Source organism: Xanthomonas sacchari (assembly GCF_024266585.1).
GTDB lineage: Bacteria > Pseudomonadota > Gammaproteobacteria > Xanthomonadales > Xanthomonadaceae > Xanthomonas_A > Xanthomonas_A sacchari_C.
Window position 1 is genome coordinate 3805463 of record NZ_CP100647.1, and the last position, 24977, is coordinate 3830439.

Genomic DNA, 24977 nt, shown 5'->3' on the forward strand with positions numbered 1-24977 from the left:
AATGGGAAGCGGGTCCGCGCTTGGACCCGCGTTCCCGATGCCCGACCTTCTAGGCGTCCAGGTCGATGGTGAGCGCCGCGGCGGCGTCGCGGGCGGTCTGGCGTGCCTGTTCGATGTCGGCGCCGCGGGCCAGGGTCACGCCGACGCGGCGGTGGCCGTGCACGCTGGGCTTGCCGAACAGGCGCAAGGCGGTGTCCGGGGCCTGCAGCGCGGCGTCGACGTTGCCGAAGCGCGGCACGCCCTCGCCGTGCGCCAGCAGCGCGCACGAGGCCGACGGGCCGTTCTGGCGGATCGCCGGAATCGGCAGGCCGAGGATCGCGCGCGCATGCAGGGCGAACTCGCTCAGTTCCTGCGACACCAGGGTGACCAGGCCGGTGTCGTGCGGCCGCGGCGACACTTCGCTGAACCAGACCTCGTCGCCCTTGACGAACAGTTCCACGCCGAACAGGCCCCAGCCGCCGAGGTCGTCGGTGACCGCGCGGGCGATGTCCTGCGCGCGCTGCAGGGCCAGCGCCGACATCGGCTGCGGCTGCCAGCTCTCGCGGTAGTCGCCGTCCTTCTGCCAATGCCCGATCGGATCGCAGAACGCGGTGCCACCGGCATGGCGCACGGTCAGCAAGGTGATCTCGTAGTCGAAGTCGATGAAGCCCTCGACGATGCAGCGGCCGGCGCCGGCGCGGCCGCCGGTCTGCGCGTATTCCCAGGCCGCATCGATGTCGGCGGCGCTGCGCAGCGTGCTCTGGCCCTTGCCGGAGGAGGACATCACCGGCTTGACCACGCACGGCAGGCCCACCGCGGCGATCGCCTCGCGGTACTGCTCGGGCGTGTCGACGAAACGGTACGGCGAGGTCGGCAGGCCCAGGGTCTCGGCGGCCAGGCGGCGGATGCCTTCGCGGTCCATGGTCAGCCGCGCCGCGCGCGCGGTCGGGATCACCCGCTGGCCGAGGTCGCGCTCCAGCGCCACCAGCGTCTCGGTGTGGATCGCCTCGATCTCCGGCACGATCAGGTGCGGCTGTTCGCGCGCGATCAGCTCGCGCAGCGCCATCGCGTCGAGCATGTCGACCACGTGGCTGCGGTGCGCGACCTGCATCGCCGGCGCGTCGGCATAGCGGTCCACCGCGATCACCTCCACGCCGAAGCGCTGCAGTTCGATCGCCACTTCCTTGCCCAGCTCGCCGGAGCCGAGCAGCAGCACGCGGGTGGCGGAAGCGGACAACGGAGTTCCCAGAGTGACCATGGCGGCGGCGCCTGCGCGAAGAGGGGAGCGTATTCTAGCGGCCGCCGCCCCGCGCCGGCATCGGGGCGGCCGTGCCATCGCCGGCGCGCAGCGAGGTGCTATCTTCTGCGGCGACCCTGGGGATGTCGCCATGCACCGACACACTGCCAAACACCGCCACGACGCCTGCCGCCAGCCAGAGGCGCCTGCATGCACTCGCTGATGCCGGCCGAGGCCTATATCGACGAAACCTGGTTCGCCCGCGAGCGCGAGCAGTTGCTGCGCCCGCTATGGCAGTTCGTGGCGCCGCGCATGCTGTTGGACAAGCCCAATGCCTTCGTGCGGCGCTCGGTATGCGGGGTGGACGTGGTGGTGCAGAACATCGACGGCGAACTGCGCGCCTTCGACAACCTGTGCCTGCACCGGCAGAACCCGCTGCAGCAACAACCGCAGGGCGTGCGCCCGCTGGTCTGCAGCTACCACGGCTGGCGCTACGGCGCCGACGGCGGCGTGGACAACATCCCGTTCCATGACGACGCCTACCGCCTGGCCCCGGAGGCGCGCGCCTGCCTGCGGCTGCGCCGCTTCGCGGTGGCCTGCATCGGCAAGCTGGTGTTCGTGAACCTGTCGGACGCGCCGATGCCGCTGGAGGCGCAGTTCTCGCTGGAGGCGCTGGAGATGCTGCGCGCCGCCTCCGAGCAGTTCGACGACGAAGTGCTGGTGGCGACCTTCGAGGCCGACTTCAACTGGAAGCTGGCCTACGAGAACCTGCGCGACGCGCTGCACCCGCGCTTCGTGCATGCACGCACCTTGGCGCAGCAGGTCAAGTTCCAGGTGCAGATGGACGATGCCGGCATCGCCGAGGCGCGCCGCTACCACGCCGAGGGCAGCGTCTCGCGCGAGGCGCATCTGGCGCGCCTGCGCGATTTCAGCAGCGGCGGCCTCAACGAGCCGCTGCTGGCGATGGCGCACTACCCCTGGCATGCGCACGTGGAGCGTTTCGGCAACGACGACTGGTATCTGAACTGGCTGCTGTACCCGAACCTGCACATCGCCTCGGGCTCGGGCGGCTACTCCTTCATCATCGAGCACCACCAGCCGGTGTCGGCGCAGCGCACCGACCTGCTGGTCTACTACGTCACCGCACGCAAGAAGCACCGCTATCCCGGCTCCGACGCGGTGTTGCTGGGACACCTCCACGGCGCCGAGAAGGTGCTGCGCGAGGACATCGAGATCATGGAGCAAGTGCAGTCGGGCCTGCGCGCCGGTGCCCCACGCGCGGTCCTCGGCGACTACGAGCACGCCAACATGCAGATCGAACGCTGGTACATGGACGTCATGGAGGGCCGCCATGTCCTCTGAGAAGTATGTGGTCGGCAGCGGTGCGCTGCTGCGCTGGGCGCTGGCGGCCTGGGCCGAGGCGGCGCCGGAGTGCGTGCTGCATCCGGTGGACGTGGCCCAGGGCAAGGACTACCGCTTCGACCTGGACGCGCTGCACGCGCTGGCCGACAGCGGCGCCACCGCCTTCGTCGCCTGGGGCGCGCAGTTCCTCAACTTCCGCCGCCAGGAACTGATGGGCGAACTCAAGGCGCGCGGCTTCAAGATGCCGCCGCTGATCTGCCGCGGCGCGCAGGTCGCGGCCAGCGCGCGCGTCGGCGAGAACTGTGCGATCGGCGCCGGCGCCCTCGTCGATGCGCACTGCGAGATCGGCTTCAACGCCTGGATCGGCGCGGCGGCGGTGCTGGAATCGGCGGTCAAGGTCGGCGCGTCGGCGTGGATCGAGGCCGGCGTGACGATCGGCGCGGAGGCGCAGATCGGCGCCCAGGCCACGCTCGGCCGGCAGGTGGACATCGGCCCCGGCGTGCGCATCGGCAAACGCTGCCAGATCGAGATCCCCGGCCGCTACCGCAGCGACATCGCCACCGGCACCCACCATCTCAGCGGCTTCCGCACGCCGGTGCTCATCGTCAACGGCTGATGGGTCGCCGCTTTGCGGCGACGGGATTCGGGAATCGGGATTGGGGAATCGCAAAAGCGCTGGATCGGCGCCGGCGTGACAGCGCGCGGCCGACGCCCGCAAGCCGACATCCCGGCCGCAGCCGCATGACTTTCCCATCTCTCGCGACTTCCACCCCCTCCTCCTCGACAGCGGTTGCCGCGCGCAGCCACCGGAGTGGAAGCACGGATTCACAAAGCTCTCCTTGAACCCATCCGCCCCATGGACCCGCCTCCACGATTCCCCATTCCCGATTCCCCACTCCCCACCCCTTGCAACCTGATATCAATTTGATATCGTTTCGTCCAACCACCCAAGGACGTCCCGCCATGAAAGAGCAGCCCCGCCCCTCCCTGCCCGGCATTCCGATGATCGTGGGCCTGGTCCTGGTGTTCGTGGCCGGCGCCGGCGCGATCATCGCCACCGGCGCGCTGCAGCCGTCGGCGATGCCGTGGACCCTGCTGGTCGCGATCCCGGTGCTGGCCGTCGCGCTGTTCCTGGTGGTCGGCCTGTACGCGCTGGAACCGAACCAGGCCGCGGTGCTGAGCCTGTTCGGCCGCTACGTCGGCACGGTCAAGGACCCGGGCCTGCGCTGGAACAACCCCTTCTACGCCAAGCGCAAGGTCAGCCAGCGCGTGCGCAACTTCGAGAGCGGCCGGCTCAAGGTCAACGAGCTGGACGGCAGCCCGATCGAGATCGCCGCGGTGATCGTGTGGCAGGTGATGGATGCGTCGGAGGCGGTCTACAACGTCGACGACTACGAGAGTTTCGTGCACATCCAGTCCGAGGCGGCGCTGCGCGCGATGGCCACCAGCTATCCCTACGATCAGCACGAGGACGGGCAGATCTCGCTGCGCAGCCATCCCAACGAGATCAGCGAACAGCTCAAGCGCCACCTCGACGAGCGCCTGACCCAGGCCGGCGTGGACGTCATCGAGGCGCGCATCAGCCACCTCGCCTACGCCCCGGAAATCGCCCAGGCGATGCTGCAGCGGCAGCAGGCCAACGCGGTGATCGCCGCGCGCACCCGCATCGTCGCCGGCGCGGTGGGCATGGTCGAGATGGCCCTGGCCGAACTGCAGAAGAACGGCGTGGTCGCGCTGGACGAGGAGCGCAAGGCGCACATGGTCAGCAACCTGCTGACCGTGCTGTGCTCGGACCGCGGCACCCAGCCGATCGTCAACGCCGGCTCGCTGTACTGAGGTGTCGATGAGCCTGCATGCCGCCATCGCGCCGCTGGCGCTCGCCCTCTCCGGCCTGCCGGCCCTGGTCATCGCCGCCTGGGTCGGCGGCAAGGACGACGCGCGCGCGCGCGGGCTGGGCCTGCGCTGGGCGCTGATCGGCCTGGCGATCCTGCTCGGCGCGGCGGCGCTGTACTGGACCGGCGGCCAGCGCGCCGGCGTCTATGCGGTGGCGATCGCACTGCTGCTGACGGTGAACGCGCTGATCGTGTCGATGCTGCTGCACCTGCGGCGCAGCGACGCCGCGCGGCGGGAGCGGCCATGAGCGAGAAGAAGGCCTATCCGCTGCGCATCAACGCCGACGTACTGGCGGCGGCGCAGCGCTGGGCCGACGACGAGCTGCGCAGCCTCAACGCGCAGATCGAATACGTGCTGCGCGACGCGCTGCGCAAGGCCGGGCGGCTGCCCAAGCCGCGTGACGACAAGGAGCCCGAATCATGAGCAAGCGCTGGGAATACCTCACCCTTGAAGCGAAGACCACGCTGATGCTCGGCCTGAAACTGGACGAGCTGCAGGCCGACTTGAACAAGCACGGGAAGCTCGGCTGGGAGCTGGTCAACGTCCTCGCGCTGCCGGGCACCAAGCCGCTGCTGATGTTCAAGCGCGAGCTCTGAGATGCGTCCGCATCGGTGCCTCGCACCTGCACTGGCGGCGCTGCTGGCTCCGCTCTCGGCGCTGACCGCGGCGCCACAACAGACCGCCAGCGCACTGCTGGATCGCCTGCAGGCCGGCGACCTCGCCGCTGTCGAAGCCGAGTTCACGCCGGCGATGGCCAAGGCGCTGCCGCCCGAAACGCTGGCCGCGGCCTGGCGCACGCTGTCAGCGCAACTGGGCCCGCTGCAGCAGCGCGGCCCGGTCAGCGAACGCCAGCAGCAAGGGCTGCGCGTGATCGAACAGCGCCTGCAGTTCGAGCGCGGCGCGCTGCTGGCGCATGTCTCGATCGATGCGGACGGCAAGATCGCGGGCCTGCTGTTCACCCCCGCGCCACCGCCGGCCGCGCCAGCGCCTCCCGCCGACGCCGGCTTCACCGAACAGGCATTCGCGGTCGGGCCACTGCCGGGCACGCTGGCACGACCGGCGGGCAAGGGCCCGTTCCCGGCCGTGGTGCTGGTGCACGGCTCGGGCCCGCAGGATCGCGACGAGACCATCGGCCCGAACCGGCCGTTCCTGGACATCGCCCGTGGCCTGGCCGCCCAGGGCATCGCGGTGCTGCGTTACGACAAACGCACCTTCGCACTGCCGCAGAGCGTTGCCGGACGCATGGACGATGGTTTCACCATGGACGACGAGACCACCGACGACGCCGTCGCCGCGGTGGCGGCGCTGGCACGCACGCCTGGCATCGACCCTGCGCGCATCGTGGTGATGGGCCACAGCCAGGGCGGAATGCTCGCGGCCCGCATCGCACGCCGCTCCGGCAAGACCGCCGGCATCGTCCTGTGGGCGGCCCCGGCGCGGCCGCTGCTGGACCTGCTGATCGAGCAGAACCGCTACCTGCTGCGCCAGGAGCATCCGCCGTCGCCGCAGCGGCAGGCCGCGCTGGCCGAGATCGAGCGCCGCGTGGCCAAGGTGCGCGGCGATGGCGAGGTCGCGCGCAGCGATTCGCCGTTGGACGTGCCCGCCGCCTACTGGCGCGCGTTCGACCGGATCGATCCGGTCGCCGACGTCAGCGCGCTCGCGCAGCCGGTGCTGTGGCTGCAGGGCGAGCGCGATTTCCAGGTCACCGCGCCGGACTGGCAGCGGTGGCAACAGGCGTTGGCGCACGATCCGCATGCCACCCTGCACCGCTACCCCGCACTGAACCACCTGGGCATCGCCGGCAGCGGTGCGCCGGGACCGGCCGAGTACGCGACGCCCGGCCACGTCGACCCGGCCTTGATCGCCGATGTCGTCGCCTGGGTCCGCGCCTTGCCCGCCAGCCGGGGCGCCGCGCCATGAGCCGGCGGCGAGCCACATCGCGCTGCCCGGCACGACAGTATCCGGTGTCGCCGGCGCATCGGCTGGGCCTGGCGCTATGGCTGTGGCTGCCACTGCTGCTCGTGGCCGTGGTGATCGGCGCCTTCACACTGCATTCGGCGCGGCCCGGCGCGCTCTGGTGGCATGTCGGGCTGCTGGCGTCGATCGGCGTGGCCGGCACCGCCACCTTCGCGCGGCAGCGCGTGCTGCTGCACGACGGCCTGCTGGAGGTGCGCGCCACCTTCCTGACCCGCCGCGTGCCGCTGGCCGCACTGCGCCTGGAGGCCGCGCGCGTACTCGCGCTGTCCGAGCACACCGGCTTCAAGCCGGCGTTGAAGCTGCTCGGCTTCGGCTATCCCGGCTTCCACGCCGGCGACTACCGGACCCGCGACGGGCACAAGGCGTTCTGCCTGATCACCGGCGATCGCGTCCTGGCCGTTCCGCTGGACGACGGCGGCTGGCTGCTGCTCAGCGTCGAACATCCCCGGCAGGTGCTGCAGGAATGGCAAACGCGCGCGCAGGAGCATGGCGACGCAGACACGCGCAGCGCGGCCCGCCGCAGGGCGTGAGTCCGGCGTGCGCCGCCGCGTCGGTCGCCGTCGCGACCGGCCATCGCACAGGGCACGACACGCTGCGCGCGGTGCGGTACGTTCTGTCGGTCGGCACGAGCCCGTGCCCCGAGACCGCAAGGCCGCGCGCTCCGGCATGCACAGGCGATGGGCCGAACAGCAGCGCCCCCTGCCGTCGCCGTCAGTGACAGGTACAGCGACGACGAGGGCGGCGACCTCGCCCGCTCCACCATGCGACCTCCAGGAAGATCCGATGGACGACACGACGCCACGCGAGATTCCCACCAGCGCACCGGCGCTGCCGCCGACGCTGGCGGCGCGGCTGCACGGCCTGCACTGGCACCGCAATCTGGTCGGCGAAGCCGGCGCCCAGGTCTACCGGCTCGGCGGCGTCGGCACGCCGGATCTGTATCTCAAGCGCGGCACCGGCGCCGCGCACGACGAGGTGGTCGACGAATTCGCCCGGCTGCACTGGCTACGCGCGACGGGCGACGTGCCGCGCGTGCTGCATTTCGAGGCCGACGCCGCCGGCGCCTGGCTGCTGAGCGAAGCGCTGCCGGGCAAGACCGCCTACCAGTGGTTGCAGGAGGCGCCCGCACAAGCGGAGCGCATCGTGCAGGCGCTGGGCGGTTTCCTGCGCCGCTTCCACGCCCCCCCGATCGATACCTGTCCGTTCGACACCCGCCACCCGCTGCGCCTGTCCGCGGCGCATCGCCGGCTGCGGGCGGGCCTGGTCGACACCGAGGACTTCGACGCGGCGCGTGCCGGCTGGTCGGCGGAGGCGGTCTGGCAGGCGATGAACGCGCTGTTGCCGCTGGCCAGCGAACGCGTGCTGTGCCACGGCGACTATTCGCTGGACAACATCCTGCTCGACGCGCCGGACCGCGTCGTCAGGGTGATCGATCTCGGCCGCGCCGGGGTCGCCGATCCGTACCAGGACCTGGCGATCCTGGCCCACTGCCTGGACGAGTTCGGCCCGGAACTCAACGCCCCCTTCTTCGCCGCGTACGGCATCGCCACGCCGGACCCGCAGCGGCTGCAGTTCCACCAGTTGCTCGACGAGTTCTTCTGAATCGCGTCCGCCCCGGCGTGTCGTGTGCGGCACGGCCGACGCCGGCGCCGGCCGGATCGCCCACGCGACTGGCCGCGCGCGCGGCTTGGCTCTACCCTGTGCCGATGCGCACCGTTCCCCGCCTGCTGCTCAACACCGAGACCATCGAACTGCTGCCGGCCGCGCGGCTGCGCGCGCGCAGCAACGCCGACGCGCGCCAGCTCGCGCAGGCCACCTGGCTGCTGCGGCGCAAGCACGACGGGCGCTACCTGGCGACCGCGAACGCACGCGGGCTGCACGCACTGGTGCCACGGCTGATGCACGAATCGGGCATCGACGCCGCACTGGATCGGCTCGACGCGCTGCCCGCACGCGGCACACCGGACGGCGCCGCGGCCTGGTTGCCGCTGCACGCGCTGCATGAGCGGTTGGCGCTGCTGGGCCTGGCCGCCGACAGCTACGCACAGCGCACCGGGCTGCCGCTGCAGCCGGAACCGGCCACCCTGCACGCGGCCGGCGACGACCGCTACCGGCGCCCGCTGTGGCTGAGCGCCGGCGCCGCACGCGCCTGGCACACGCTGCGCCATGCCGCCGCGCGCGATGGCGTGGTGCTGGAGGCGATTTCCGGCTATCGCAGCCACGCGTATCAACTGGGCATCTTTGCGCGCAAGTCCGCCCGCGGCCAGGCCCTGGAGCAGATCCTTGCGGTCAACGCCGCGCCGGGCTTCAGCGAGCACCACAGCGGGCACGCGCTGGACATCGGCACGCCCGGCGAGCCGCCGGCCGAGGAAAGCTTCGAGCGCACGCCCGCCTTCGCCTGGCTGCGCGAGCACGCCGCCGGCTTCGGTTACCGGATGAGCTATCCGCGCGACAACCCGCATGGCATCGTCTACGAACCCTGGCACTGGTGCTGGCAGGAGGCCGCTCGCGCATGATCCGTTCCGACATACCCCGGCCGCGCGCCGGCATCGCCGCCTGGCGGGCACTGGCCGTGCTGGCGCTGGCGCTGCCGGCCTGCGCCGCCGCGCAATGGCACGATCCGCAGGGCCAGGCCTGGCCCGACAGCGCCGAACGCGGGCACGACAAGGCCTTCGCCGCCGCACTGCAGATCGCCGACGATGCCGACTTCGCCGCGTTCGCGCAGGAATGGGGGCAGACCGAACCGGCGCATGCGCCCACCCTGCGCACGATCGCGCGCGCGCGTCGCGGCCAGATACTGCGGGTGGCACTGCTGTATTCCGGCTGCGCGCCCAGCCCCAACAACGGCGGCGCCTGCGATGCGCAGATGAGCCTGCGCGTGCTGGGTCCCGATGGCGGCACCACCCTGCAGGATCCGATGCGACCGCTGGGCATGGGCGGCCCACCGGCCGCCGCTGGCCTGCTGGAACTGGCGCCGCTGTCGGTGCAGCTGCGCTTCGAGGACAGCGACCCGCTCGGCACCTACACCGTGCAGGTCACGGTCAACGATCCCAGCCAGGACGCCTGGGTGCGCCTGCGGACGCAGGTGGAGCTGGTCGACAGCGACTGAGCCGCCTGCGGATGTCCGGGTGGGCGTTGGCCGCGGCCACACCCGGCCGCCCTCGCTGCGCGCCACGACGTTTCGGCAGCACACGCCGTCAGGGATGTTTCACCGACACATGGAGGCTGCAATGTCCGAAAACCCCTATGCCACGCCGCAGGCGCAGAGCGCACAGACCGCACCGCGTCCCGCGCAGGCGCCCTCTCCCATCCTGCGCAAGATCGCCGCCGGCTGGATCGTCGGCGGCCTGATGACCACGTTCAACCTCCTGCTGAGCATCCGCGCCGTTGCCGCCGGCGATTCCGTCAAAGCCCTGATCCACTGCACCAGCATGCTGATGATAGGGGCGCTCGCGTACGGCACCTACCGCAAGAGCCGCATCGCCGCATGCCTGCTGCTCGCCTCCTACGTTCTCGCACGCATCGTCCATCTCGTTGCCGGCAACGCCGATGGCCTGGGCATCGCCGCGCTGGTCGCCTTGGCCTATCTGAGCGCAGCGTGGGGCACCTTCCAGTACCACCGCTGGCTGCAGCAGAAGCAGCGCTTCCCGGCGGCGCACCGCCCCGACTGAGCGACGGCCCGCTGTTCCGCGCGGCCTCAGGGACGTCCGCGCGCCCCGCCCCCACCACCGCGGACACGACCCCGCCGGCCCCCGGCGCCACGCGCTAGGGCAGGTGCGCACCGCAGCGCATGGCGACACCGCCGCCTACGCGCGCTCGCCGCTACGCTTCGCCCACTGTTGTGCTGCGCTGACGCGACCGGGACTCAGCGTCGCAGCGCATCCATCGCCCACAGCAGCCAGCCCAGCATCAGCGTGGTGCCGCCGATCGGCGCCAGCCGGGTCGGCCACTGCGCCAGCGCATTGCCGGCCAGGCTGCCGGAGAACAGCAGCGTGCCCAGCAGCAACAGCCACAGCCCGCTGCGCCCCAGCAGGCGCTCGCTGCGGCGGCCCAGCGCCGCCAGCGCCACGCCGTGGCCGAAGGCGTACAGCGCCGCGGTCTGCAGGTGCGATTGCGCCAAGGGCTCGGCTACGCCGTGCGCGGCATAGGCGGACAGGCCGATGGACACGGCCGCGAGCAGTGCCCCGGCGCTGCACAGCCAGAACGGCCCGCGCGTACGGCGATCGAAGGTCAGCATGTGCGTTTCCTCCAGGACGCGGCAAGGTTTGCCGCCCCCATAAACAGAACGCGCCGCAAGATGCGGCGCGTTCCGGTTTACACGTCCACCACGGGGCAGGACTTACTTGATCGCCCAGTAGATGTCGTAGGTGCCTTCCGGCGTGAACGCCTTGTCCACCCCGCCCTTCCAGGCTTCGTACGGACGGTCGGTCACGTCGTAGCCGCTGGTGGCGGCCCAGGCACGCAGCGCGTTGCGCGCCGCATCCAGGCCCGCCATGTGGCCGGTGTAGCTGGCGAAGGCGGAGCGGTGCGCCTGGGTGCGCACGTAGGTCACCGGGGCGCCCTGCGGGATGGTCACCTTCAGCGGCTCGCCAGCGGCGGCAACCGGGGTGGCATCGGCCGGCGCGGCGGCCGCGGCGTCGTCCTTCTTCTCATCCTTCTTGGTGTCGTCCTTCGCGCCGCCGGCACGCTTGCGCACCGGCTGGGCGACGTCGAACGCATACTTGTCGGCGCCGAAGTCGGTGGTGACGATGCGCACCGGACCGGCCGCTTCCAGGCCGTTGGCGTCCATCACCCGCTTGATCCACTCCTGGTTGTCCTTGATGGACTTCTTGATGGAGTCGTTGTCGCGGTCGATGTTGCCGGCGTTGACCACCAGCAGGTCCTCGGCCGGGACCTCGACGACCTTCAGGTCCTTCAGCGGGGTATCGTCGGAGCGGTAGTCCACGTTCGGCACGGTGGCCAGCACGTTGGCCAGGCGCGACAGGCCCAGCTTGATGTCGTCGCCGACATGGCGGCTGACGTACAGGCCGGCGTAACGACCCAGCAGGTCCCAACCGTACTTGACGGAGTAGTCCTGGGTGATCTTCACGTTGCGGCCGTTCTTGCCGGTCGGCTCCAGCTTGAAGGTGGTGGTCTTGTCCTTGCCCTTGGTCTCGTCCTCGATGGCGATGACCACGTCCTTGTTCTTCTCGGTCGAAGTGATGGTCCAGCTACCCTTGCCGATGTAGCCCTCCTTGGAGCTGTAGTCCAGGCGCGCGCCGACGCCGGATTCCGGGCCGGAGAGCTTCAGCTCGATGCGCGGGTCGCGCAGCACCAGGGGGTTCCAGTCCTTGAACCGACGCAGGCTGTTGACCGTGTCATAGACGATGGTCATGCGCCGATTGGTCTCGACGCTTTCGGACATGTGACGCTCCGAGGGCAGCACCAGGCCAACAATGACGAACAGGCCAACCACGATCCCCAGGGCGATCAGGAACTCGATAATACGGGTCATTCAGGAGGTCTCCGGGGCCGATCCCACGGCCGGGTTGATGAAGCGAAGCGCCCATCCTAGCAGGCTTCGCCGTCCGTGGTCAGCACATCACGGAATGCCGCATCGCCCCGTGCCGCAACGGCCTGGCGCCATGCCGGCAACGGCGGTGCGCACCGGGCCAGGGGCGACCAGACCATTGTCCTGGCGACGGCACCGGACAGGCGCACGCATGGCGCCCTTCACCGCATCGGAGCCAGCTCCGGCGGCCCCGCGGCGGGCACAGGCACGACCTGCCGACCCGCGCCCCGGGCCAGACCATTGCATTGCGGTGCGCGGGCTCGGCGCGCTCACGCCGCCCCTCGCCCGAGCCGCGCCGTCGTCCAGGACCCGGCCGGGCCGCGCGCGATCGCTCCCGTCAGACCGGTCAACCTGTCCCGTTCAGACCACCCGCGCGCAAACGCCCGGCGCGCTGCGCCGGGCCGGGCATCCTGTCCCGTCAGACCAGTTGCAGCTCGAACGCCTTCAGCACCGCGCGGGTGCGGTCGCGTACGCCGAGCTTGGACAGGATGTTGGAAACGTGGTTCTTGATCGTGCCCTCGGCCACGCCCAGCGAGTTGGCGATCTCCTTGTTGGAGAAGCCGCTGGCCATCAGCCGCAGGATCTCGGTCTCGCGGTCGGTCAGCGGATCGGGCCGGTCCAGGCTGACGAAGTCGTTGCGCATGTGCTCCAGCCCGGAGAGCAGGCGCTGGGTCACCGCCGGCTGCACCAGCGAGCCGCCGCCGGCCACGGTGCGGATCGCGCCGACCAGTTGTTCCAGCGACACGTCCTTGAGCAGATAGCCCTTGGCCCCGGCCTTGAGCCCGGCCAGCACCAGCTGGTCGTCGTCGAAGGTGGTCAGGATGATGGTCGGCGGCAGCGCCGCGGCACGCGACAGCACCTGCAGCGCCTCCAGCCCGGACATCGACGGCATGCGCATGTCCATCAGCACCACGTCGGGGACCACCTGCGGGATCAGCTCCACCGCCTGGCGGCCGTCGCTGGCCTCGGCCACCACCTCGATGCCGCCGTCCAGCGCCAACAGCGAGCGGATGCCCTGCCGCACCAGGGTTTGATCGTCGACCAGACACACACGGATCATCACAACACTCCTTGGGAAACGGCGGGCGACAGCAGGGTGGCGGCGCCGGGAACCGCGGCGCGCAGGCGGAAGCCCGCGCCGGGCGCGGCGGCCACGTCCAGGCTGCCGCCGTACTGGCTCAGGCGCTCGCGCATGCCGCGCAGGCCGTTGCCGGGGGCCAGGGTCTCGCAACCGCGGCCATCGTCGCGCGCCTGGATCACCACCTGCGGACCGTCGCGGCGCACCTCGATCCACAGATTGTCGGCCTGGGCGTGGCGTACCGCGTTGGTGATGATTTCCTGGGTGCAGCGCAGCAACACGTGCGCGCGCTCGGGATCCTCAACGGTCAGCGGCTCCTCCACCTGCAGGTGGATCTGCAGCGACGGCACGCGCTCGGCCAGCGGCCGCAGCGCCGCCGCCAGGTCGATCGCGCCGCTGTCGCGCAACTGGCTAACCGCCTCGCGCACGTCGGTCAGCAGCAGCTTGGCCAGGGTATGCGCCTGCTGCACGTGCTCCTGCGCGCGGCCCTCGGTGATGTGGCCGGCCACCTCCAGGTTCAGGCTCAGCGCGGTCAGGTGGTGGCCGAGCAGGTCGTGCAGTTCGCGCGAGATGCGCGTGCGCTCGTTGATCCGGGCGCTCTCGGCCAGCAGCGCGCGGGTAGCGCGCAGCTCGGCGTTGAGCTGGCGCTGTTCCTCGCGGGCCTGGGTCTGCTGCCGCGCGACCAGGCTGGTGACGAAGATGAACATGGAGAAGCCGCCGTACAGCAGCGACTGCATCAGCGCCTCGAACGGCGGGAAGCCGATGGTCAGGTAGACCGGCAGCACCGCCAGTTGGCTCAGCAGCAGCCAGGCCACCCCGGCGCGCACCGGCAGCAGCCAGGGGATCACCCCGGCCGCCACCATCATCAGGATGCTGCCCAGCCCGGAGCGATGCAGGTAGCCGACCGCCAGCGCGCAGATGGTCAGCAGCACCAGCATGCCGCGGTCGTACCAGCGCACGCCGTCGCCGCTGTGCAGGCGCCGGGTCAGCAGGAAATAGACCACGCCGAAGCCCAGGTAGCTGGCCAGCAGCAGCCACACCTCGCCGCTGGGCATCCGTCCCGATTCCTCGACCGGCTCCCAGTACAGGTACAGCAACGGCATGCAGATGACCGCCCAGGTGAACAGGCCGGCATAGCGCAGGACGCGGGTATGGCTGAGATATCCCAACATGCCCGCATCTTAGGATGAACGGCGCGCATTGCACTCCCACGGAAGTCATGCCGGCGCGGCTCGCCGCCCCGGGTCGCGCGTGCGATAATCCGGCCTGGCGGCCCGCACGGGGCCGCGCGCGCATCAGCAATGGAGTCTCAATGTCGATCGTCATCCGCGACGTGCGCGAGCACGAGCTCGATTCGGTCCTGGCCCTGAACAACAACGCCGGACTGGCGATCCTGCCGCTGGATTCGGCCAAGCTGCACCGCTTCTACGAAACCGCAGAGTACTTCCGCGTCGCCGAGCGCGACGGCAACCTGGCCGGCTTCCTGGTCGGCTTCGGCAGCGACAGCGACCACGACAGCAGCAATTTCGCCTGGTTCCGCGAGCGCTACCCGCAGTTTTTCTACATCGACCGCATCGTGGTGGCCAGCCGCCGCCGCGGCGGCGGCGTCGGCCGGGCGTTCTACGCCGACGTGCAGAGCTACGCCGAGTTGCGCTACCCGCAACTGGCGTGCGAGGTTTTTCTGGATCACGGCGCCGATGCGGCGCTGCTGTTCCATGGCAGCTTCGGTTTTCGCGAAGTGGGCCAGAACACGATGAACGAAGTGGAGGTGCGTGCGAGCATGCTGTTGAAGGATCTGTGCAGTTACGCCTGGGTGCGCGAAACCTATGGCGACACCCTGCCCGACCTGCCCTGGGCCGGCCACGCCCATCGCCTGCAGCGGGCGCAGCGCCCGACCGGGACCTGAGCGTGTCGTCGGTGAATCTGGATTTCGAGCAGGCCGGCGAACTGAAGATCGGCCAGGTCGGCATCGCCAACCTGCGCGTGCGCACGCTGGACGTGGCGCGGCTGAGCCAGGAGATGCGCGAGCGCGTGCAGCGCGCGCCCAAGCTGTTCGGCCGTGCCGCGGTGATCATCGATTTCGGCGGCCTGGCGCAGACCCCGGACGTGGCCACCGCGCAGGCGTTGCTGAACGGCCTGCGCGACGCCGGCGTGCTGCCGGTGGCGCTGGCCTACGGCACCCGCGAGATCGAGGAGCTGTCGGTGGCGCTGGGGCTGCCGCTGCTGGCCAAGTTCCGCGCGCAGTACGAGCGTTTCGATGGCGGCGCACCCGCTGCGGCGCCGGCGCCGGTCTCGCCCCCGCCTCCGCCGCCGCCCGCTCCGGCGGCACGCCCGCAACCCGGGCGCATGCAGAAGAACGCGGTACGCTCCGGACAACAGCTGTATGCGGAGAACTGCGACCTGACCGTGGTGGCCACCGTTGGCGCTGGCGCCGAGGTGATCTCCGACGGCAGCATCCACATCTACGGCAGCCTCCGCGGCCGCGCCCTGGCCGGCGCGCAGGGCAACACCGAGGCGCGGATCTTCTGCCGCGACTTCCACGCCGAACTGGTCGCCATTGCCGGCCACTACAAGGTGCTGGACGATATTCCCAAGGAACTGCGTGGCAAGGCCGTCCAGGTCTGGCTGGAGCAGGACCAGATCATGATCGCCGCGCAAGACTGACGCGGCCCTACCACGAACGTATCAGGAGATAGTCCTTTGGCTGAAATTATCGTTGTCACCTCCGGCAAGGGCGGCGTCGGCAAGACCACCACCAGCGCGAGCCTGGCCTGCGGGCTGGCGCGACGCGGCAAGAAGGTCGCCGTGATCGACTTCGACGTGGGCCTGCGCAACCTCGACCTGATCATGGGCTGCGAGCGCCGCGTGGTGTACGACTTCGTCAACGTGGTGCACAACGAAGCCACGCTGAAGCAGGCCCTGATCAAGGACAAGCGCTTCGACAACCTGTTCGTGCTGGCCGCCTCGCAGACCCGCGACAAGGACGCGCTGACCCAGGAAGGCGTGGAGAAGGTGCTCAAGGACCTGGCCGCCGACGGCTTCGACTACATCGTCTGCGATTCGCCGGCCGGCATCGAGAAGGGCGCGTTCCTGGCGATGTACTTCGCCGACCGCGCGGTGGTGGTGGTCAATCCGGAAGTGTCCTCGGTGCGCGACTCCGACCGCATCCTCGGCCTGCTCGACTCCAAGACCCACAAAGCCGAGAACGGCAAGAGCCTGCCCGCATTCCTGCTGCTGACCCGCTACAGCCCGGCGCGCGTGGAAACCGGCGAGATGCTCAGCATCGCCGATGTGGAGGAAGTGCTCGGCCTGAAGGCGATCGGCGTGATCCCCGAATCCGGCGACGTGCTCAACGCCTCCAACAAGGGCGAACCGGTGATCCTGGATGCCGAATCCCCGGCCGGCCAGGCCTACGAGGACGCCGTGGCGCGCATCCTCGGCGAGGAACGTCCGATGCGCTTCATCTCCGTGGAGAAGAAGGGCTTCTTCACCAAGTTGTTCGGAGGGTGAGCATGGGACTATTCGATTTCCTCAAGACCAAGAAGAACACCGCCGAGACCGCGAAGAACCGCCTGCAGATCATCATCGCGCAGGAACGCAGCCAGCGCGGCGGCCCGGACTACCTGCCGCTGCTGCAGCGCGAGCTGCTGGAAGTGATCAAGAAGTACGTCAACATCGACGCCGACGCGGTCAAGGTGGACCTGGTCAAGGACGGCGAGCACGACGTGCTCGACATCTCCGTGGCCCTGCCGGAAGGGCCGACGCCCTGAGGCCGCGCGTCGGCCGTGGCCGGCGCCGCGGCTGACGCAGCGGTCGCGCCGGCGCGGCGACGGGCCGTGCCCGCCGTTTATCGGGTGCGGCTGCCGCGCCCTCTTCGCCCAAGCGAACTTCACACGATGCCGACCGACGCCGCCCTTCCCGCTGCCGCCGCCCAGGTGCTGACCGTAGGCGCCATCGGCCTGGACGCGCCGCGCGCGCTGCTGGCCGGCTACGGGCTGGCCCTGCACCGCGTCGCCGACGGCGCCGCCATTCCCGGCAGCTACTGGGGCGAGCCGGAAGCCGGGGTGATCGCCAGCGACGTCTACGTGCGCGACGACACGCCGGTGCATTCGCTGCTGCACGAGGCCTGCCACCTGATCGTGCTGCCGCCGCAGCGGCGCGCGCAGGTGCATACCGACGCCACCGACTCGGTGGAAGAGGAAGACGCCACCTGCTACCTGCAGATCGTGCTGGCCGATGCCCTGCCCGGCGTGGGCCGCGCACGGCTGATGGCGGACATGGACGCCTGGGGCTACACCTACCGGCTCGGCTCCACCCGCGCCTGGTTCGAACAGGACGCCGACGACGCACGCGCCTGGCTGGCGCAACGCGGCCTGCTGCCGGCGCAGGCCTAGGGCATTCCTACGGCGCGGGCGACGGCGTCGCAGGGCGCTTCAAGGCGCTGCTCAGGTCCAACGTCGCGCGGGTGCCCCTGCCGGCCAGCGAATCCAGGTGCAGCGCCCAGCCCAGGTGCTCGCACAGCCGCGCGATCAGGTCCAGGCCGATGCCGCTGCCCTCGCGGCTGCCGCCGCCGCGCGCCATGCGCATGTAGATCGCGCTGATCTCTTCCGGGCTCATGCCGTGGCCGGGATCGTCGATGCAGACCACGCCCGGCGCCGGCATGGTGATCTCGATCCGGCCCTTGTCGCTGCTCTCGATGGCATTGCGCAGCAGGTTGCCGATCGCCACCTGCACGATCGCCAGCGGGGCGAGCACCTCGCACGGCGGCAGCGGCGCCAGCACCAGTTCCAGGCGCTTGTCCGCGCACAGGTGGCGGTGGTCCTCGACGATCTCCGGCAGCAACTGGTCCAGCCGCACCAGGTCGCTGCCGCGCGCCAGCCGCGCCGGATCCTTGGCCAGCACCAGCAGCAGCGAGATCAACTGGCCGACGCCGCTGGCGGTACGGCGGATGCGCAGCAACTGGTTGCGCACGCTGGGCGGCACGTCGTGCTGCTCCAGCGCCAGTTCGGCGGCGCCGCCGATCACCGCCACCGGCGTGCGCAACTCGTGGCTGGTGCTGTCGATGAAGGCGCGCTCGCGCTCCACGAACAGGTCGTTGCGCGCCAGGTAGTCGTTCAGCGCCTCGGCGATCACCACCTGCTCGGCGCTGGCGCGCGGATGCACCTCGATGCGCTGCCCGGGCCGGTCCGGACGCAGGCTGCCGATGCGCTGGGCCATGTCGATCAGCGGCTGCACCACCCGGCCCATGCCCCAGGCCACCAGGGCGCCGAGCAGCAGCACCGCCACCGCGTTGGACACCAGCATCCACAGCGCCAGGTTGTCCTCGTGGTCGTGCAGTTCGGTGATGTCCAGCGCCAGCGCCAGGCGGCGCCCGCGCACGTCCTGCACCAGCACCACCTTCTCGCTGCCTTCCAGCTGCACCTCGTCGTGCAGCCCTGGGCCCAGTGCCGCCACCGCCGGCGGCAGCGGCGCACCGCCCTCGTCGCCGTACAGGCTCACGGTGCGGGTGTCGATCCAGCGATAGTCCGGGTCGGCGGCACTGCGCGCCAGGAAGTGGTCCAGTTCGGAGGTCAGCAGCGACCGCCAGGTGAGCTGCTCGGCCTGGTCGTTGACGATGTAGCCGTGCACGAACACCGCCAGCGACAGCAGCGCCGCGTAGCCCACCAGCCACAGGGTCAGCCGCTGCCGCAGCCCGGCCCTAGTCGGCATGCTCGCCCTCGTGGGGGCCGACCACCGCCAGGCGGTAGCCGATGCGCGGCAGGGTGTGGATCAGCTTGGCCGCGAACGGGCCGTCGACGCTGCGGCGCAGGTCGTAGATGTGCGAGCGCAGCATGTCCCCGTCCGGCGGCTCGTCGCCCCACAGCGCCTGCTCCAGGCGGTCGCGGGTGACCGCGGCCGGGCTGGCCTGCATCAGCACCTCCAGCAGCTTGCGGCAGGCCGGGTACAGGTGCAGGGTGCGCCCGCCGCGGGTCACTTCCAGCGTGGACAGGTCCAGCTGCAGGTCGCCCACGCGCAGCAGCTTGCTGCGGCCGCGGCCGCTGGCGCGCACCAGCAACGCTTCCAGCCGCACTTCCAGTTCCGGCAGCGCGAACGGCTTGGTCAGATAGTCGTCGGCACCGGCGCGGAAGCCGGCGATCTTGTCCGGCAGTTCGTCGCGCGCGGTCAGCATGATCACCGGCACGTCGGCATGGTGCTCCTCGCGCAACGCGCGCAGCACCTGCTGCCCGTCCAGGCGCGGCAGCATCCAGTCCAGGATCAGCGCGTCGTAGCGCTGGGTGGTGGCCAGGTGCAGCCCGGTGACGCCATCCGGCGCCGCGTCCAGGGTGTGGCCGCGCACCTCGAAGTAGTCGAACAGGTTGGCGACCAGGTTCCGGTTGTCTTCTATGACCAGCAGCCGCATGGGGGCGCTCGAATTCGTGGGACGGACCCGCCCATGCTAGCGGAAGCGTGTCGGAACGCCGTCAGAACGGCCGCGCGTCTTGATCGAATCTCGATAAAACCTAGAAACGTTCCCAACACAGTGGCATCAGGCTGCCCGTCCCGCCCGCCGCCGCCCAGTGCTAACCGCCCCTCCCCTCGTGCCCCCCTCTCTCTCTGCAACGCCGTGGCCCGCCGCTTGCATGCCAGCGGCGGTGCGCAACCTGCGCTGAAGCCTCGGCCCGCTCATCCCGAAGTTCCGACAGCTATCCGACACCCGCAACCCGACCATGCCCCCACTTTCCCGCCGCCCCTGGCCGCCTTCGTCGACCATGCTCAGTACGCCCCTGCGATTGTCCGCTGCGGCGGCGCCCCACCTCGGCGCACGCCGGCACTTCTATCTCTCCCATCTGTGGGTGCCGCTGGCGCTGGTGCTGCTGGCCAGCACCGTGTTGATGGGCCTGGGCGGCGATTTCTGGATCGCCGACCTGCTGTATCGCTGGGAAGGCGGGCAATGGGCGCTGAAGGATGCGGCGCTGACCCGTAGCCTGATCCACCACGACGGCAAGCTGCTGAGCGCTGCGGCGTGGGCGGTCACCGCCACGCTGACGGTGTGGGTCTGGCGCCGTCCCGACGGCCGCCACTACCGGCAGCCGCTGCTGTACCTGCTGCTGGCGGTGGCGCTGAGCACCGGCGCGGTGTCGTTGCTGAAGTCGGTGACCCATATGGACTGTCCCTGGGACCTGACCCGCTACGGCGGCGAGCGGATCTTCGTGGGCCTGTTCGAAACCCGCCCAGCCGACATGCCGCGCGGGGTATGCTTCCCCGCCGGTCATTCCAGTGCCGGCTACGCCTGGGTGGCGCTGTACTTCGTCGCGTTGGCGCTCAAGCCTGCTTGGCGCTGGCCGGCGCTGGCGATCGGCCTCGGGGGAGGCCTGTTGTTCGGGGTTGGTCAGCAGTTGCGCGGCGCGCATTTCCTGTCGCACGACCTGTGGACGCTGGCCTTGTGCTGGGGCGTGGCACTGGGCCTGTACCGGGCGATGTTGTGGCCGCGCGCGATGTCGCTGCAGGCCGACCACCACCCGTCCACCTTCAACGATGCCGCCGCATGAGCCGTTCCGACGCCCCGCCCTCGCCGTCCATCGCGTCCCGTGCCCGCTGGTGGGCCTGGCGCCCGCAACTGAGCAACGAGACGCTGGCGCTGGCGGCCAGCGCATTCTTCGCCCTGGCCTGCAACGGCATGTTCTGGCGCAGCGCGATGAGCGGCCACGCCGGCGACGTGAAGCTGGCGCTGTCGCTGTTCCTGCTGCTGCTGGCGGTGCACGGCCTGCTGCTGGGCCTGCTGCTGTGGCGCGGCATCGCCAAGCCGGTGCTGACCGTGCTGCTGATCACCACTGCGTTCGCCGCGCACTACATGAACAGCTACAGCGTCTACCTGGACGCGGACATGCTGCGCAACGTGCTGGCCACCGACCACAAGGAATCGCGTGAGCTGATGACCCCGGCGCTGATCGCGCCGCTGCTGTTCTACGCGGCGCTGCCGATCCTGGTGCTGTGGCGGGTGCGGCTGATCCGGCGTTCGCCGCTGAAGGCGCTGGCGATCCGCGCCGGCTTCCTGGTCGGCATGCTGGCGCTGGGCGGCATCGGCGCGATGCTGTCGTTCCAGGACCTGTCGGCGATGATGCGCAACCATCGCGAGATCCGCTACCTGGCCACGCCGATCAACTACCTGGTCGCGCTGCGGCAGAACTTCAAGTCCGACAGCCCCACGCGCAAGGCGCCGAAGCTGCCGCTGGAACACGACGCCAAGGCCACCGCGCGCGCGCCGGGCAGCAAGCCGCGGCTGCTGGTGGTGGTGCTGGGCGAGACCGCGCGCGCGCAGAACTGGGGCCTCAACGGCTACGCCCGGCAGACCACGCCGGAACTGGCCAAGCGCGACGTGATCAACTTCCCCGACATGCATTCCTGCGGTACCAGCACCGAGGTCTCGGTGCCGTGCATGTTCTCGCCGTTCGGCCGCCACGACTACAACGAGAGCAACATCCGCAAGCACCAGTCGCTGCTGCATGTGCTCGAACATGCCGGCATCAGCACGCTGTGGCGCGACAACCAGTCCGGCTGCAAGGGCGTGTGCGACGGCCTGCAGATCCAGCACCTGGACGATGCCAAGGATCCGCAGTTGTGCAAGGACGGGCGCTGCATGGACGAGATCCTGCTGCAGGACCTGGCCGCGCAGGTGCGCGCCAAGCCCGGCGACCGCGTGGTGGTGCTGCACCAGCTCGGCAGCCACGGTCCCAGCTATTTCGAGCGCTATCCGGCCGCGTTCCGCCGCTTCACCCCGACCTGCGACACCGCCGACCTGGGCAACTGCAGCCGCGAACTGATCACCAACGCCTACGACAATTCGCTGCTGTACACCGACCACCTGCTGGCGCGCACCATCGACGCGCTGCAGGCCATGCCCGACTACGACACGGCGATGATCTACCTCTCCGACCACGGCGAGTCGCTGGGCGAAAAGGGCCTGTACCTGCATGGCGTGCCCTACGCGATCGCGCCGCAGGAGCAGACCCACGTGCCGATGGTGATGTGGTTCTCGCCGGGTTTCGCCAGCGCGCGCGGCCTGGACCTGGCCTGCCTGCAGGCGCGTTCGCGCCGCTATGCCAACCAGGACAACCTGTTCCCGTCGGTGCTGGGGCTGATGCAGGTGCGGACCGGCGTCTACGACCACGCGCGCGACCTGTTCGCGCAGTGCGCCAAGCCGCAGTGACCGCCCGCCCACGCGCGGCCGTCGCCTGATCGGCCACGGCGGCGCGGCCAACGGCGCGCCGCCCGAACTTGCGGCGGTGCGGGCGGGCCACTAGCCTTCCGGGCAATCGCCCTGCAAGGATTCGCCGTGAACCACCGCTCTCCGCTGCTCGCGCTGTGTCTCGGCGCGAGCCTGCTGACGCTGTCTTCCTGCCGCAAGGAACCCGCGGCCGAGACCGCCGCCCCCGCCGCGGCCCAGCCCCAGGGCGAGAGCGCCGACCAGTTCGTGGCCCGCATCAACGAGGAGTACCGCGCGCTGCTGCCGGAACTGACCGCGGCGCAATGGCTGTCGGCGACCTACATCAACGGCGACAGCGAGCGGCTGGCGGCCAGGGCCAACGCACGCTGGCTGACCACCCTCAACGGCTGGATCGCGCAGGCGCGGCGCTACGACGGCACGCCGATGTCGGCCGACAGCGCCCGCGCGCTGCGCCTGCTGCAGCAGATGACCGCGATGCCGGCACCGCGCGATCCGGCGCGGCTGACCGAACTGGCCGCGCTGGCGACGAAGATGGAAGGCGCCTACGGCGCCGCCTCCTATTGCACCGGCGAGGGCGATGCGCGCCGCTGCCGACAGTTGGGCGAACTGGAGGACGTGCTGCGCCGCAGCCGCGACTACGACCAGCAACTGGACGCCTGGCAGGGCTGGCACGCCGCCGTGCAGCCGATGCGCAAGGACTACCAGCGCTTCGTCGAACTAGTCAACGAAGGCGCGCGCGACATGGGCTACGCCGACACCGGCGCGCTGTGGCGCAGCGGCTACGACATGCCGCCGGCGCAACTGGCCGCCGAGACCGACCGGCTGTGGACCCAGGTCAAGCCGCTCTACGAACAGCTGCACTGCTACGCGCGCGGCAAGCTCGACGCCGAGTACGGCAAGGACAAGGGCGAGCTCGCCGGCGGCCTGCTGCCGGCGCACCTGCTCGGCAACATGTGGCAGCAGGACTGGAGCAACCTGTGGGACCTGCTGCAGCCCTATCCCGGCGCCGGCAGCCTGGACATCACCGACGCGCTGGAACGGCAGTACCAGGGCGACCTGAGCGCGGCGCTGGCGCGGCGCAACGGCGATACCTCGGCGGAAGCGCGGTTCATGGCCCAGCGCGAGGCGCAACTGCTCAGCGCGCGGCAGATGACCGAGCGCGCACAGGACTTCTACACCTCGCTGGCGATGCCCAAGCTGCCGGACAGCTACTGGACGCGCAGCCAGTTCATCAAGCCGCTGGACCGCGACGTGGTCTGCCACGCCAGCGCCTGGGACATGGACATGGCCGGCGACGTGCGCACAAAGATGTGCGTGAAGCCGAACGAAGCGGACTTCACCACCATCTACCACGAGCTCGGCCACCTCTATTACGACCTCGCCTACAACCCGTTGCCGCCGCTGTTCCAGGCCGGCGCCAACGACGGCTTCCACGAAGCCATCGGCGACACCGTGGTGCTGGCGATGACCCCGCAGTACCTGCATTCGATCGGCCTGGTCGACGCACCGCAGGTCGGACGCGAGGCGTTGATCAACGCGCAGATGCGCATGGCCCTGAGCAAGGTCGCGTTCCTGCCGTTCGGCCTGATGATCGACCGCTGGCGCTGGGGCGTGTTCGACGGCTCGATCGCCCCGGACCGCTATAACCAGGCCTGGTGGGAACTGAAGGCCAAGTACCAGGGCGTGGCGCCGGCGACGCCGCGCGGCGAGGCGTTCTTCGACCCCGGCGCCAAGTACCACGTGCCGGCCAACACCCCCTACACCCGTTACTTCCTCTCGCACATCCTGCAGTTCCAGTTCTACAAGAGCCTGTGCGACGCCGCCGGCTACAAGGGGCCGCTGTACGAGTGCACCTTCTACGGCAACAAGGAAGCCGGACAGAAGTTCTGGTCGATGCTGCAGCGCGGCGCCAGCCAGCCGTGGCAGGCCACGCTCAAGGAGCTGACCGGCAGCGAGCGCATCGACGCCGGCCCACTGCTGGAGTACTTCGCACCGATGCAGGAGTGGCTCAAGCAGCAGAACCAGGGGCGGATGTGCGGGTGGGATCCCGCGGCGCAGGCGTCGGCGCAAGCCAGTGCGGCCACCCCCGCTGCATCCGCGCCCACGCCAGCGCCGACGACGCCACCGCGCCAGCGCTAAGCAGCCACGCGCCCACTACCGGATCAGTCGTCCGCCAGCCGCGCCCAGCGCTCGTGGTCGCGCCACACCCCGCCGATGCGCAGGTAGCGCGGCGAGTAGCCTTCACGGCGAAAGCCGGCACGCTGCGCCAGGGCCAGCGAGCGGGTGTTGTCCGGCTGGATGTTGGCTTCCACCCGGTGCAGGCCCAGCTCGGCGAAGGCGTAGCCCACGCACAGGCGCAGCGCATGCGTCATCAGCCCGCGGCCTTCGCAGCCGGCCATGGCGTGGTAGCCCAGGTAGGCGCTCTGGAAGCAGCCGCCGACCACCTGGCTGAAGGTGAACAGGCCGGCCAGCGCGCCGCTGCTGCGTTCGCGCGCCAGCAGCGCGATGTTGCTGCCGTCCAGGGTCTGCTTGTACCACGCCTCGAACCCGGGCACGTCGGTGAACGGATAGCTCCAGGGATGATGCAGGGCGACGCTGGCGCGGTGCGCCTGGATCAGCGCGACGCCGTCGCGGCGCCGCACCCGTGCCAGCGACACCGCCTCCTGCGCAGCCTGGCCGGCGCTCTGGCCCATGG

Annotated in this window: 28 protein-coding genes; 20 read left to right on the forward strand and 8 right to left on the reverse strand. The window is 70.4% G+C overall.

Features of this window, described 5'->3' with window-relative positions; translation table 11 throughout:
- Positions 1-49: 49 nt before the first annotated feature.
- On the reverse strand, positions 50-1237 hold the full coding sequence (gene purT / locus NKJ47_RS15815; protein WP_242082223.1) for a formate-dependent phosphoribosylglycinamide formyltransferase: 1188 nt from the start codon (positions 1235-1237) through the stop codon (positions 50-52).
- A gap of 189 nt (positions 1238-1426) precedes the next feature.
- Between purT and NKJ47_RS15820 the strand changes: the two genes are divergently transcribed.
- The 12 genes from NKJ47_RS15820 (at position 1427) to NKJ47_RS15875 (ending at position 10119) form a co-directional block, all read left to right on the forward strand.
- Positions 1427-2578 (forward strand): aromatic ring-hydroxylating oxygenase subunit alpha, encoded by a 1152-nt coding sequence (locus tag NKJ47_RS15820; RefSeq protein WP_254458781.1) that lies wholly within the window; start codon positions 1427-1429, stop codon positions 2576-2578.
- Entirely contained in the window at positions 2568-3194 is a 627-nt protein-coding gene (locus tag NKJ47_RS15825) for a DapH/DapD/GlmU-related protein (RefSeq protein ID WP_254458782.1), read from the forward strand. Before NKJ47_RS15820 ends, NKJ47_RS15825 begins: the two co-directional genes overlap by 11 nt.
- A gap of 347 nt (positions 3195-3541) precedes the next feature.
- Positions 3542-4414: an SPFH domain-containing protein gene (locus tag NKJ47_RS15830; RefSeq protein ID WP_254458783.1), complete on the forward strand. Its 873-nt coding sequence runs from the start codon at positions 3542-3544 to the stop codon at positions 4412-4414.
- Between the two features lie 7 nt (positions 4415-4421).
- Positions 4422-4718 carry a hypothetical protein gene (locus NKJ47_RS15835; protein WP_254458784.1) on the forward strand — a complete coding sequence of 99 codons (297 nt, stop codon included), beginning with the start codon at positions 4422-4424 and terminating at the stop codon, positions 4716-4718.
- A complete protein-coding gene (locus NKJ47_RS15840; protein ID WP_160962812.1) occupies positions 4715-4894 on the forward strand; it encodes an Arc family DNA binding domain-containing protein in 180 nt (59 codons plus the stop codon). Before NKJ47_RS15835 ends, NKJ47_RS15840 begins: the two co-directional genes overlap by 4 nt.
- The gene (locus tag NKJ47_RS15845; protein WP_254458785.1) at positions 4891-5067 is read left to right on the forward strand and encodes a DUF4177 domain-containing protein; all 177 of its coding nucleotides are present in this window, start codon (positions 4891-4893) and stop codon (positions 5065-5067) included. Before NKJ47_RS15840 ends, NKJ47_RS15845 begins: the two co-directional genes overlap by 4 nt.
- Before the next feature lies 1 nt (position 5068).
- A complete protein-coding gene (locus NKJ47_RS15850; RefSeq protein ID WP_254458786.1) occupies positions 5069-6391 on the forward strand; it encodes an alpha/beta hydrolase in 1323 nt (440 codons plus the stop codon).
- A gap of 44 nt (positions 6392-6435) precedes the next feature.
- Complete coding sequence (locus NKJ47_RS15855) at positions 6436-6978, forward strand: hypothetical protein (RefSeq protein WP_254458787.1); 543 nt, start codon at positions 6436-6438, stop codon at positions 6976-6978.
- A 253-nt stretch (positions 6979-7231) separates the two neighbouring features.
- Positions 7232-8050 carry an APH(3') family aminoglycoside O-phosphotransferase gene (locus NKJ47_RS15860; protein ID WP_254458788.1) on the forward strand — a complete coding sequence of 273 codons (819 nt, stop codon included), beginning with the start codon at positions 7232-7234 and terminating at the stop codon, positions 8048-8050.
- A 104-nt stretch (positions 8051-8154) separates the two neighbouring features.
- The gene (locus NKJ47_RS15865) at positions 8155-8964 is read left to right on the forward strand and encodes a M15 family metallopeptidase (RefSeq protein ID WP_254458789.1); all 810 of its coding nucleotides are present in this window, start codon (positions 8155-8157) and stop codon (positions 8962-8964) included.
- Positions 8961-9557 (forward strand): hypothetical protein, encoded by a 597-nt coding sequence (locus NKJ47_RS15870; protein ID WP_254458790.1) that lies wholly within the window; start codon positions 8961-8963, stop codon positions 9555-9557. Before NKJ47_RS15865 ends, NKJ47_RS15870 begins: the two co-directional genes overlap by 4 nt.
- Positions 9558-9678: 121 nt before the next feature.
- A complete protein-coding gene (locus NKJ47_RS15875; protein ID WP_254458791.1) occupies positions 9679-10119 on the forward strand; it encodes a hypothetical protein in 441 nt (146 codons plus the stop codon).
- A 194-nt stretch (positions 10120-10313) separates the two neighbouring features.
- Here NKJ47_RS15875 and NKJ47_RS15880 read toward each other — a convergent pair whose 3' ends face one another.
- The 4 genes from NKJ47_RS15880 to NKJ47_RS15895 form a co-directional block, all read right to left on the reverse strand.
- Complete coding sequence (locus tag NKJ47_RS15880; protein ID WP_254458792.1) at positions 10314-10685, reverse strand: DUF423 domain-containing protein; 372 nt, start codon at positions 10683-10685, stop codon at positions 10314-10316.
- A gap of 102 nt (positions 10686-10787) precedes the next feature.
- Positions 10788-11942, reverse strand: coding sequence for a polyketide cyclase (locus NKJ47_RS15885; RefSeq protein ID WP_254458793.1), 1155 nt, complete (start codon positions 11940-11942; stop codon positions 10788-10790).
- Positions 11943-12417: 475 nt separating this feature from the next.
- Positions 12418-13059 carry a response regulator gene (locus NKJ47_RS15890; protein ID WP_254458794.1) on the reverse strand — a complete coding sequence of 214 codons (642 nt, stop codon included), beginning with the start codon at positions 13057-13059 and terminating at the stop codon, positions 12418-12420.
- Positions 13059-14249 (reverse strand): sensor histidine kinase, encoded by a 1191-nt coding sequence (locus tag NKJ47_RS15895; protein ID WP_254458795.1) that lies wholly within the window; start codon positions 14247-14249, stop codon positions 13059-13061. The genes NKJ47_RS15890 and NKJ47_RS15895 overlap by 1 nt, the downstream gene beginning before the upstream one ends.
- Before the next feature lie 140 nt (positions 14250-14389).
- Between NKJ47_RS15895 and NKJ47_RS15900 the strand changes: the two genes are divergently transcribed.
- The 5 genes from NKJ47_RS15900 to NKJ47_RS15920 all read left to right on the forward strand — a co-directional run bounded on the left by NKJ47_RS15900 (position 14390) and on the right by NKJ47_RS15920 (position 17471).
- The gene (locus NKJ47_RS15900) at positions 14390-14983 is read left to right on the forward strand and encodes a GNAT family N-acetyltransferase (protein WP_010341204.1); all 594 of its coding nucleotides are present in this window, start codon (positions 14390-14392) and stop codon (positions 14981-14983) included.
- A gap of 2 nt (positions 14984-14985) precedes the next feature.
- Positions 14986-15741, forward strand: a complete 756-nt coding sequence (gene minC, locus NKJ47_RS15905) for a septum site-determining protein MinC (RefSeq protein WP_254458796.1) — start codon at positions 14986-14988, stop codon at positions 15739-15741.
- A 36-nt stretch (positions 15742-15777) separates the two neighbouring features.
- Positions 15778-16587, forward strand: coding sequence for a septum site-determining protein MinD (gene minD, locus NKJ47_RS15910; protein ID WP_254458797.1), 810 nt, complete (start codon positions 15778-15780; stop codon positions 16585-16587).
- Between the two features lie 2 nt (positions 16588-16589).
- Positions 16590-16847, forward strand: a complete 258-nt coding sequence (gene minE / locus NKJ47_RS15915) for a cell division topological specificity factor MinE (protein WP_017910131.1) — start codon at positions 16590-16592, stop codon at positions 16845-16847.
- Positions 16848-16973: 126 nt separating this feature from the next.
- Positions 16974-17471, forward strand: a complete 498-nt coding sequence (locus tag NKJ47_RS15920; RefSeq protein WP_254458798.1) for a hypothetical protein — start codon at positions 16974-16976, stop codon at positions 17469-17471.
- A gap of 7 nt (positions 17472-17478) precedes the next feature.
- Here NKJ47_RS15920 and NKJ47_RS15925 read toward each other — a convergent pair whose 3' ends face one another.
- Both NKJ47_RS15925 and NKJ47_RS15930 read right to left on the reverse strand, forming a co-directional pair.
- Entirely contained in the window at positions 17479-18786 is a 1308-nt protein-coding gene (locus tag NKJ47_RS15925) for a sensor histidine kinase (protein ID WP_254458799.1), read from the reverse strand.
- Positions 18776-19477 (reverse strand): response regulator transcription factor, encoded by a 702-nt coding sequence (locus NKJ47_RS15930; RefSeq protein ID WP_010340248.1) that lies wholly within the window; start codon positions 19475-19477, stop codon positions 18776-18778. The genes NKJ47_RS15925 and NKJ47_RS15930 overlap by 11 nt, the downstream gene beginning before the upstream one ends.
- A 349-nt stretch (positions 19478-19826) precedes the next feature.
- Here NKJ47_RS15930 and NKJ47_RS15935 point away from each other — a divergent pair, with 349 nt between their 5' ends.
- From NKJ47_RS15935 to NKJ47_RS15945, 3 genes are all read left to right on the forward strand, one after another.
- Complete coding sequence (locus NKJ47_RS15935) at positions 19827-20606, forward strand: phosphatase PAP2 family protein (RefSeq protein WP_254458800.1); 780 nt, start codon at positions 19827-19829, stop codon at positions 20604-20606.
- Complete coding sequence (locus NKJ47_RS15940) at positions 20603-22264, forward strand: phosphoethanolamine transferase (RefSeq protein ID WP_254458801.1); 1662 nt, start codon at positions 20603-20605, stop codon at positions 22262-22264. Before NKJ47_RS15935 ends, NKJ47_RS15940 begins: the two co-directional genes overlap by 4 nt.
- 126 nt (positions 22265-22390) lie before the next feature.
- Positions 22391-24421, forward strand: a complete 2031-nt coding sequence (locus NKJ47_RS15945; RefSeq protein WP_254458802.1) for a M2 family metallopeptidase — start codon at positions 22391-22393, stop codon at positions 24419-24421.
- 23 nt (positions 24422-24444) lie between these two features.
- On the opposite strand, the gene NKJ47_RS15950 is transcribed toward NKJ47_RS15945, so the two are convergent.
- Positions 24445-24975, reverse strand: coding sequence for a GNAT family N-acetyltransferase (locus NKJ47_RS15950; protein WP_254458803.1), 531 nt, complete (start codon positions 24973-24975; stop codon positions 24445-24447).
- Positions 24976-24977 lie beyond the last annotated feature (2 nt).